This is a genomic window from Pseudomonas frederiksbergensis, assembly GCF_000802155.2.
GTDB lineage: Bacteria > Pseudomonadota > Gammaproteobacteria > Pseudomonadales > Pseudomonadaceae > Aquipseudomonas > Aquipseudomonas frederiksbergensis_A.
In genome coordinates, this window is the sequence record NZ_JQGJ02000003.1 from 586,771 (window position 1) to 595,438 (window position 8,668).

Genomic DNA, 8,668 nt, shown 5'->3' on the forward strand with positions numbered 1-8,668 from the left:
GCTCGCGCAGGCTCGCCGCACATCGCCCACGGTAGGCATTGCGCCTACCGTTTCGGGCCTGATGTGGGGCGAGCCTGTTTGCGATCGACCTCAAGAAGCAGTTGTTCGATGCGTTAAGTTTTTTTTGTCACGGACGGCCTCAGCGATTGCGGCGTTACGCCTTCCCGCGCGTATTGCCACGCCCATTGTGGAACCTCCATGTGGCTTTCCAGGTGCGACGCAAAGTCGACGATGCCATGGCCCAAGCGTTGAGTCGGGAACTCGAAATGGTAGAGGTACTGTTGAGCCTCGCTCTGTCCCACGTCGAGCACTCGCTGGACCAGTTGATTGGCGTGGGCCTCATTGCTGCCCAACCCGGTCCTCAACGCTGTTTCGAACTGCGATGAAGAACGCAGCGCACCGGGCCGCGCCAGGGCCAACCGAATATTCAGATTGCTGAAATGCGGGCCTATCAAGTCATTCCATATTTCTTGAGCTTGCGTTTGCGGGAGCCGCTGAAGCTCAGTCCATAGATTCGGCGTGTTGAACAGAAGCGCAACCCTGCTATTGGAAGGCGCAGCCCCCGAAGCACTGAATAAATCAACGAGCGCCGACTCGCTGGCACTGGCCTGCCTACGGCCCAGGAATGCAATGAATGTATCCAGGGCTTCGATGTGGTTAACGATATGCTGAAGGTTCCTGTCATCGAAACGCTGCATCCACCCGATATCCAGGCCTTCTTCTTTCAATATCGCTTCATGACGAGAGTCGGCATACAACGCTATAAGCCGTAGATGCTCGTCGGACAACGCCGGGTTACGTATCCAGCTGGAAATCGCGCTCAACGGAAACTCATTGCCCAAGGTTGATGAGATAACCATCGACCGCAGGACTATATTGGCGCGATCGAGCAGGGCTGGGTAACGTTCGAGGGCGACCGTAAACAAATCGGTAACCTCCTCGGCCCTGTCATAGGCGATGAACTGTTGGAAGAGCTCGGCTTCGTCTTCCATGACGACACCGAATTCACGCTGGTAGCGTTCTTTTATTCCTTGCAGATCGTCACGATCCACCAGAGAAGCACCATCAAGCACTTCGTCCAGCTGATCGTCGTCCAGATCGCCGTGCAATGCCTCGTCGTATTGAACGAAAGCCAAATCATTCCTGGGGTGATGGTCCGTCAGTTGCCTGGCCGTCACGCCGTACTCAAGCATGACGTGCATGACATCCTGGGAGAGCCACAGGTACTCGTTATTCAGCAGCTCGACGATATGGTCCTCCACTATCGGCTTGAGCAGCACGTCCTCAAAGAACGTTCGCATCGCCTGCTCCTCCGTATAGAACGGCGTGCCGGTAGGTGTCAGTTGTACTGGCGAGCGAGCACTCAGGTTGCGTCCGATCTGCTGCATGATTTCCGGTGGCAGAACACCGCTCTGTGCATTGTTCAGCACATTGCGGGCCAGACTATCGGCGTACAGGTTCAGGTAATCTACTGTCGGCAGGAATAAGCCATGGGGGTTCGGAGCACCATAGGCGATTCGGGTGAGGTAAAGCACAGCCGAATCATCAAGGATGTGCTCCAGCCAGTTAGCGTTTTCGAAGAGCGCCTGTTGCAGCCCCGTGGGTTGCGGCACCACAAACTGGTTCAGTTGCGGGTTTTGCTCGATAAAGGTCGCCGCCGCATTGCGCAGCCCTTGCATCGAGAACGTTTGCCCGGCCTGCCCTTCATTCAAACCGGCGGCAACGGCGTTGAAGAAACAATCACCGTCCGCGGCGAAGCGTCGAACGTTACTGCCCAGCAGCAGATCATAGTGGTTCTGGTCCCTGCGCCTCAGGACGATATCCGTACTTGCCCGATTCGGATGAAGGCCCGACGGATAGATGGTTTCGGCTTGCCCGGGGGTAAAGCGTACAGACCAATGATGGTCAGGCGCGATTTCATCGATTATCAACAGACTTCGATTCTGCGGCCAATTGGGAAGACGCGTGACGAGGGGGGGCACCAAGTCCATGATGTCGTTGTTCCAAGCGCGCGGGCGTCTTATCTGCTCGGACAGAGCGGGAGCCGACACGGCGGGTTTCTTGGGTTTCGAAGGACCGGGCTTCGGCGATGTGTTTCGGGGACGCTTTCCTCCTCCACGACCAAACCCCACAGCGCGCCATTCGCCGTTCGGCATGCGTGCCACGGTATTTCTCATGACACCACTTGAACGGATGTTCGAACCCGTCGCAGGGTCGACGATGATCGCTTCGGTAGCCGTCAACCGCGTGTTGTCGTGCACTCGGAACACCGTGCCATCAGGCTGCCTGATGTAGACAGGACGCGTGACGCCGCCATTGCTGCCGTTGACGATTGTCGCGCGATAGAAGCCTTGGGCGTCCTGCGCCACGCCTCGGATAACTGAAGTGTCGGTGACCGCATAACGGCTATAGACGGACTCTTCCAGGGGCAGGCCTGCCAGCACCTCTTGACTCTGCCGAGCCGGAGAAACCAGATAGGTTGATTGCCCCCTGACTGGCACGGTCGCTTGCCGGGCACTGGTCTTCGCGCCGATTTTCGTCACTTTGAAGATGGAAACGAGGGTCTTGTAATCCAGGGGCAGGGCACCGGTACGGTGGACAAACAGCCCTGCCCTGACGTACCAGGAGAACAATCTGAACCCAGGAATCAGCAGCCCGGCCAAGTCCATCATGATCTCGGTGGCGACCGTCAGCGCCCTGGCATAGGTTTGATGGCGAATTTCCAGGTTGCTGTTGGAACGGTGGTCCGCGTAAGCGCTGTGGAAATTGACATGCGCGCGATGAAGCACATCAAACAGATCGCCGGTGATCAGTGCGCCATGGATCAACGGTCGGCTGCGTTGCCCCAAGGCCTGGGCAATTTCATCGGGTTTGGTCGTGGCGATACGTGCGCGGAAATAGTCCTGCCAGTCTTTTTGCACCAAGAGCTGCGCGAGGCCATCGCTTAAATCGGCAAACTCATGGAAATCGTCGCCGTCGGGGCTATCCGGGAAGTAAACGCCCACGGTGCCCTTGATATCCGGCCCATCATGGCTCGAAAAAATCAGCGGGCCCTCGATGCTGATCGCATTGCGCACCGAGCCGTGTTGCCCGCCAGCCCCCACGCTACCGCCTAGCAACAACCCATGGACTTGCACTTTTTGTCCGCCCACAAGGGTGCGAGTGGTTGTCGAGGGCGATTGCAACACCGCTTCCAGCCAACAGGTGACCAGTTTCTGAACCCTGGGAGGGTTGAAAGACCTGTCGGAGACAGTGGCCTTGAATACTGCGTTGCCCTTGAGCTCGGCCTCGTAGCCCTTGAACTTCAGGTTGGCGAGATACGCCGCCCGCCAGGCATTTTTGTAGTCTGGTTTGTTCATCTTCTCCCTGAGCAACGTTTCATAATTGCCGCCGGCATCGATCGCCGTGGCCATGCCGGCAAGGTCGCGCCCCGTCAAGGTGATCAGAAAACCGCTGGTTGGATGAGGGATTCGCTGACCGTGTTCATCGGCAAGATAAACCGTCAGTACTTCCCTCATTGCGTTGGGGTACTGATGCGGTCGGATATTGTCGAGCATCAATTGGGTCAGGCTGACCGTACGGGACTGTCTCGGGTTGGCTTGGCTGCCGAAGGTCAGCGTCACCATGGTTTTATCCGGATCGGGATCGATCGCGGAATGGACGCATTGCTGGAGGTATTGCTTGATTTTCTGTCGGGTAAATTGAAACAACGTCTCGATGCCACTGCCCAGTTTATAAACCGCTTGGAACACTTGCTCTTCCAGCCGGCGATAGTGGGCCTGCTGCGAGCCTGACGCATTTTTAAAAAAGTCGGGACGGTTGTTCTCGCTGGTCGTCCGCTGGCGCACCGCCAAGGGCCCGGCCAGTGACAACGTGGGCAAGCCCAACGCATCTTCAATAACTTTGGCGAAATCTTTCAAAGCGACTTTTTCATTTTCGGGTGCGTCCAGCTCCCTCTCCAGCGCCGCGCGTTGGACTTCCAGCAAATCTGTCGCCGCCACCTCGAATGCATTGCCGGACACTTCTGAAGTCATGTCCCGGACATTGTATTGCTGCCCCTCGTACAGGGGATGCACGGATGCCACCAAGTCTTCGAAGCGATGGAACCGCTGTACCCCACCCTCCAGGGAATACAGGAACAACACTCTGCTCTGCGCAGACTTGATCACCATCGCCCCCGGCCACTTTCGCGGTGCTGCATTTTCTCTCTCGAGCATGACGGCAAAGACCTGAGGAACGGGTTTGCGTAGCAAACGGTTTCTGTCCGCCATGGAAGGATGTGTGGTGATGATGTCGAGCAGTCGATATTCCTCGCCCTGCTGGATACGAGCCTCCTGAGTTGGCAGTGGAACCGAATCGCGATCGGCTTTGTACAGGTCGAAGAAGTGCCGGAACCGTTGGGACAGCAGGTGAGCGAAGGTCGCTTCAACCGTCGAGACCGTTGAAGTGCCTAACGGGTCGCTTGTGTTCTTGTCATTGCGAAACCGCTTGAACTCGTCGAGAAAATGCTGCTTCAAGCGGGGATTGGTCGTGGGGTTGGCGATATAGAACGTTGATTCCATGATGCGCAGGATCTGCTCGTCTACCGGCTTTGCAAAGAGGCTGTGGGCTTGCTCCACCGAGTCGCTCCGCGTGAAGAACCCCACCCCGCCCTGGGTGTAGGACGGCGGTGTATCGGTCAGCAAGCAGTTCCATAAAACATCGGAAAAGCGCTGCGAGGAAGTCAGCGTGCGCGCTCCTTTCCCGTCAGCGGTGTAATGATTGACGTAGCAACTGTCCGGTTCGATGGTTTCGAACAACGGCGCACGAAACCTGCTGGCGGCAATTTTCGATTTGATGGCGTTAATCAGGAAATTTTCGATCACGACATCAAATGTCGGAAGGCGGGCAAACAAACGAGACAGCGCCACTTGGTTGTTGTCGAGCAGCGCCAATTGCTTGAATTGAAATTGCTCCTGCACGCTGAGTTCGCCGCCTTTAACCAGCTCGACCGTCGACGGACTTAATGTATTTTTTGAAACAACAGCCATTTGAATACCCAAGTTGTGTGTGAAGTGCACACAACCTAGCGCGGCGGACGTTCAGCAATGACATACATATATATAGGACGGCGGGGATCCGGTTAAAGATCGTAAGCCTATGCAACAGGCCAGCTCAACGCGCCCTGCCCCGTGTTTGCAGAGGCAGGACGCGAGCGGGCTCAACCCAGGTTTTGCGCCAGCACCGCGATATGTTCCGGGCCGATGCCGCAACAGCCGCCCAAATGGCTGGCCCCGCGCTTTTGCCAATCCGCCGCCCACTGGAGATAGCCTGGTGGATCAAGGTCTTCGCGCAGCGGGTCCAGCCCATCATTGGCCGTCGCCTCCTTCGGTTGCGGCGGGAAGGCATTGGCGTAGGCACCGATGTGGATCTTTACCCCCAAACGCTCGAAGGTCCCCCGCGCCGCATCGATGGCCGCGCCGATCACCTCCGGCTGGCTGCAGTTGAACAACAACACCTCGACACCCAACTCGGCCGCCACTGCTGCGGCGTCCGCCACCGGTTCGCCGGAGCGCAGGCGCGGCACTTCATCGGTGTCTTCGTCTTTCAAGGTGAACGACAGCCAGAACGGCTTGCCGTCCTTCGGCAGCCCGGCGTGAATCGCCCGCGCTTCGACCGTGGAGCTCTGGGTCTCGGCCAGCCACAAGTCAATGTGGGGCGCCAGGCCGTTCACCAACGGCGCCAGCAGTTCACTGGCCCGGTTGGCGTCGAACAAATCCGGCCGATAGGAACCAAACAGCGGCGGCAACGACCCGGCCACTCGCACCGCTTTGCCTGAAGCCTGCACCGCCCGCCGCGCCAGCTCCCCGGCCAGCGCGGCCAAGGCCTGCCCTTCTGCGGTGAAACGCGCCTCGCCGATATGAAACGGCACCACGGCGTAACTGTTACTGGTGATCACGTTGGCGCCGCTGGCGATATACGCCGCGTGGACATCCTCCACGGCCTGGGGCGCTTCGCTCAGTGCCAGCGCCGACCACTCAGGCTGTCGAAAAGGCGCGCCGCGGCGTTGCAGTTCACGGCCCATGCCGCCATCGAGAATGACTTTTACAGCGCCCATATGCGATTCACTCATAAGCTTATGAAAAATACTCACTACCGGAGTCGTTCTTATAACTATTTAATGCGCACTCTTCTGCCAATCACAACCTATTTTTCAACCAGGGATCGCTCATGAAATTTCAACCGTTGCTGGCCCTGGGCCTGGGTCTGCTGGCTGCGTCGTCGCAGGCACTCGCTGGCACGACCCTGGATCGTATCGAGCAGAAAAAAGAACTCGTCGGCGTGCTGATGGAAAGCTACCCGCCCTTCTCGTTCCTCAATGACCAGAACCAACTGGACGGTTTCGACGTGGACGTCGCCAAGGCGGTTGCTGAAAAACTGGGCGTCAAGCTGCGCCTGGAAACTCCTTCGTGGGATGTGATTGCGGCGGGTCACTGGAGCGGGCGCTACGACATCTGCATCTGCTCCATGACGCCGAGCAAGGCACGCGCCGAGGTGTTCGATTTCCCGGTGCAGTATTACGCGTCGCCCGCAGTGATCGTGGTCAACGCCAAGGACGACAGCATTCACGGCGCCAAAGACCTGAGCGGGAAGAAAGTCGGCCTGACCAGCGCCTCCAGCTACGAGAGTTACCTGAACAAGAACCTGGTGATCGAAGGTGCGGAAGATACCCAGTTGAGCTACCCGTTCGAAGACGTGCAGATCGCCCCGTACGACACCGACAACGTGGCGTTCCAGGACCTCGGCCTGGGCGCCGGGGTGCGACTGGACGCGGTGCTGACCAACCTGGTGACCGCACAGCCACGCCTGACCGAAGACAAACGCTTCAAACTCGCTGGCGAAGCGCTGTATTCCGAGCCCAACTCGGTGGCCATTGAAAAGGGTGACGCCGAGTGGAACGGCAAGGTGCGTGAAGTCTTCGCCCAACTGAAACAGGACGGCACCTTGAGCAAGCTGTCGCAAAAATGGATCGGCGCCGACATCAGCCAATGACTTCTTTTCCACCCCCTCAGCCACCGCCTTCGGTGGCTGAATCACGCCTGCGGAAAATCTTCGGTTTTCGAACCCGGCTGTACCTGACTTGGGTAGTCATGCTGGTGCTGTTCGCGAGCTTCTTCCTGAGCTTCGACCTGAAGTTCTCGATCATCCTCGACAAACTGCCAAACCTGCTGGGCGTGCACCTGGCGCCCAATGGTTTTTTGCAAGGCGCGGTGCTGACACTGTTTCTGTGCCTGTGCTCGATCGTCGCTTCGTCATTGCTGGGCTTCATCACCGCCCTGGCGCGGCTGTCCAGCAGTGCGGTGGCGTTCGGTATCGCCAGTTTCTATGCGTCGTTCTTTCGCGGCACGCCGTTGCTGATCCAGATCCTGTTGATCTACCTGGGCCTGCCGCAACTGGGCGTTGTTCCCGGTGCCATCGCCGCAGGGATCATCGCGCTGTCGCTCAACTACGGCGCCTACCTGAGCGAAATCTTCCGCGCCGGCATCCTCGGCGTCCCCCATGGCCAACGTGAAGCCTCGCTTGCCCTGGGCCTGAGCGAAACCGTGATCTTCTGGCGCGTCACCCTGCCCCAGGCCATGCGCACCATCATCCCGCCGACCACCAACCAGTTCATCTCCATGCTCAAGGATTCCTCGCTGATCTCGGTGATGGGGGTCTGGGAGGTGATGTTTTTGGCGCAGTCTTATGGTCGTTCCAGTTATCGGTATATCGAGATGCTGACGACGGCGGCGATTATTTATTGGTTGATGTCCATTGGACTGGAGCTGATCCAGGCGCGGATGGAGCGGCATTATGGGAAGGCTTATCTCAAGCGCAGCTGACGGCCTGTGTATGAGCATGCTGTAGGGAAAAGCCACAGACCCCGCCAGCCATCGCGACGATAATGGGCACGGCAACACGACTGGCCTACAGGTTTCCTCCACCAAATCGTGCCCACGGCGAGAAGTTGGCTGGCATCGTCGCCCAGGGTGAAATTTTTAAAGTGTGACCTTGTTCATCACAGGTCACATTCAATGCCTATCCAACACTTATTCCTGCCCCAACATCTCGCGTTGGCGATAGCCTTGGCGCTTGGCTGTGCCGAGGTTTCGATGGCTCAGTCAGTTACCGAGGAAACCCGCACATTCGAAACAACTGCCCAGATGCAGGCTCGTCTCAAGGCGTTCGCCGCTGCGCCAGATACCCATATCGAGGAGGTTATCAAGGCTCAGGCAGCCCCCCTGACGATGGGCGGAGGCAATGACTTGGTGAAGGTGATCAAGCAAGGCGAAGTTTTCGGGCTTACCGACGGCGGTGGCGGGACCAATATCTTGCAATTGGATATCACCAAGGGAGGCGTAATCGGTCAAACAAGCAACTTCAAGGACCTGTACCTCAAGCAAGGCGAATGGTCCAACGAGGGCGCTTTCAACGGCGCAAGCCTGGTCGACTCCAAGGCCAGGTTAGCCAACACCGGTCAGATAGCGGGCGCGGTGCATGTGCTCGGTATTTTCGATAACCGAGGCACGGTAGGCGGGCCCGTGTTCGTGGGAAACAAAGGAACGTTCAGCGGCAACGGGACGGTCGATGCACTGGACGTGAGGGGCTTGATGAAGGTCGGTCCTGACATTGGCGCTCCTTCGGTTAT

The 8,668-nt window shown here is 57.9% G+C and carries 4 protein-coding genes and 1 pseudogene; 3 read left to right on the forward strand and 2 right to left on the reverse strand.

The annotated features are described in order from the left end of the window. Positions 1-113 precede the first annotated feature (113 nt). A complete protein-coding gene (locus tag JZ00_RS31410) occupies positions 114-5,030 on the reverse strand; it encodes a dermonecrotic toxin domain-containing protein (protein WP_235433059.1) in 4,917 nt (1,638 codons plus the stop codon). Between the two features lie 170 nt (positions 5,031-5,200). Further along, positions 5,201-6,097 carry a homocysteine S-methyltransferase family protein gene (locus JZ00_RS08660; protein ID WP_039593573.1) on the reverse strand — a complete coding sequence of 299 codons (897 nt, stop codon included), beginning with the start codon at positions 6,095-6,097 and terminating at the stop codon, positions 5,201-5,203. A 113-nt stretch (positions 6,098-6,210) separates the two neighbouring features. Here JZ00_RS08660 and JZ00_RS08665 point away from each other — a divergent pair, with 113 nt between their 5' ends. From JZ00_RS08665 to JZ00_RS08675, 3 genes and pseudogenes are all read left to right on the forward strand, one after another. Continuing rightward, on the forward strand, positions 6,211-7,032 hold the full coding sequence (locus JZ00_RS08665; RefSeq protein ID WP_039593572.1) for an ABC transporter substrate-binding protein: 822 nt from the start codon (positions 6,211-6,213) through the stop codon (positions 7,030-7,032). Next, positions 7,029-7,862, forward strand: coding sequence for an amino acid ABC transporter permease (locus tag JZ00_RS08670; RefSeq protein WP_039593571.1), 834 nt, complete (start codon positions 7,029-7,031; stop codon positions 7,860-7,862). The genes JZ00_RS08665 and JZ00_RS08670 overlap by 4 nt, the downstream gene beginning before the upstream one ends. A gap of 270 nt (positions 7,863-8,132) precedes the next feature. Continuing rightward, a pseudogene (locus JZ00_RS08675) lies at positions 8,133-8,668 on the forward strand (autotransporter outer membrane beta-barrel domain-containing protein); the annotation flags it as partial.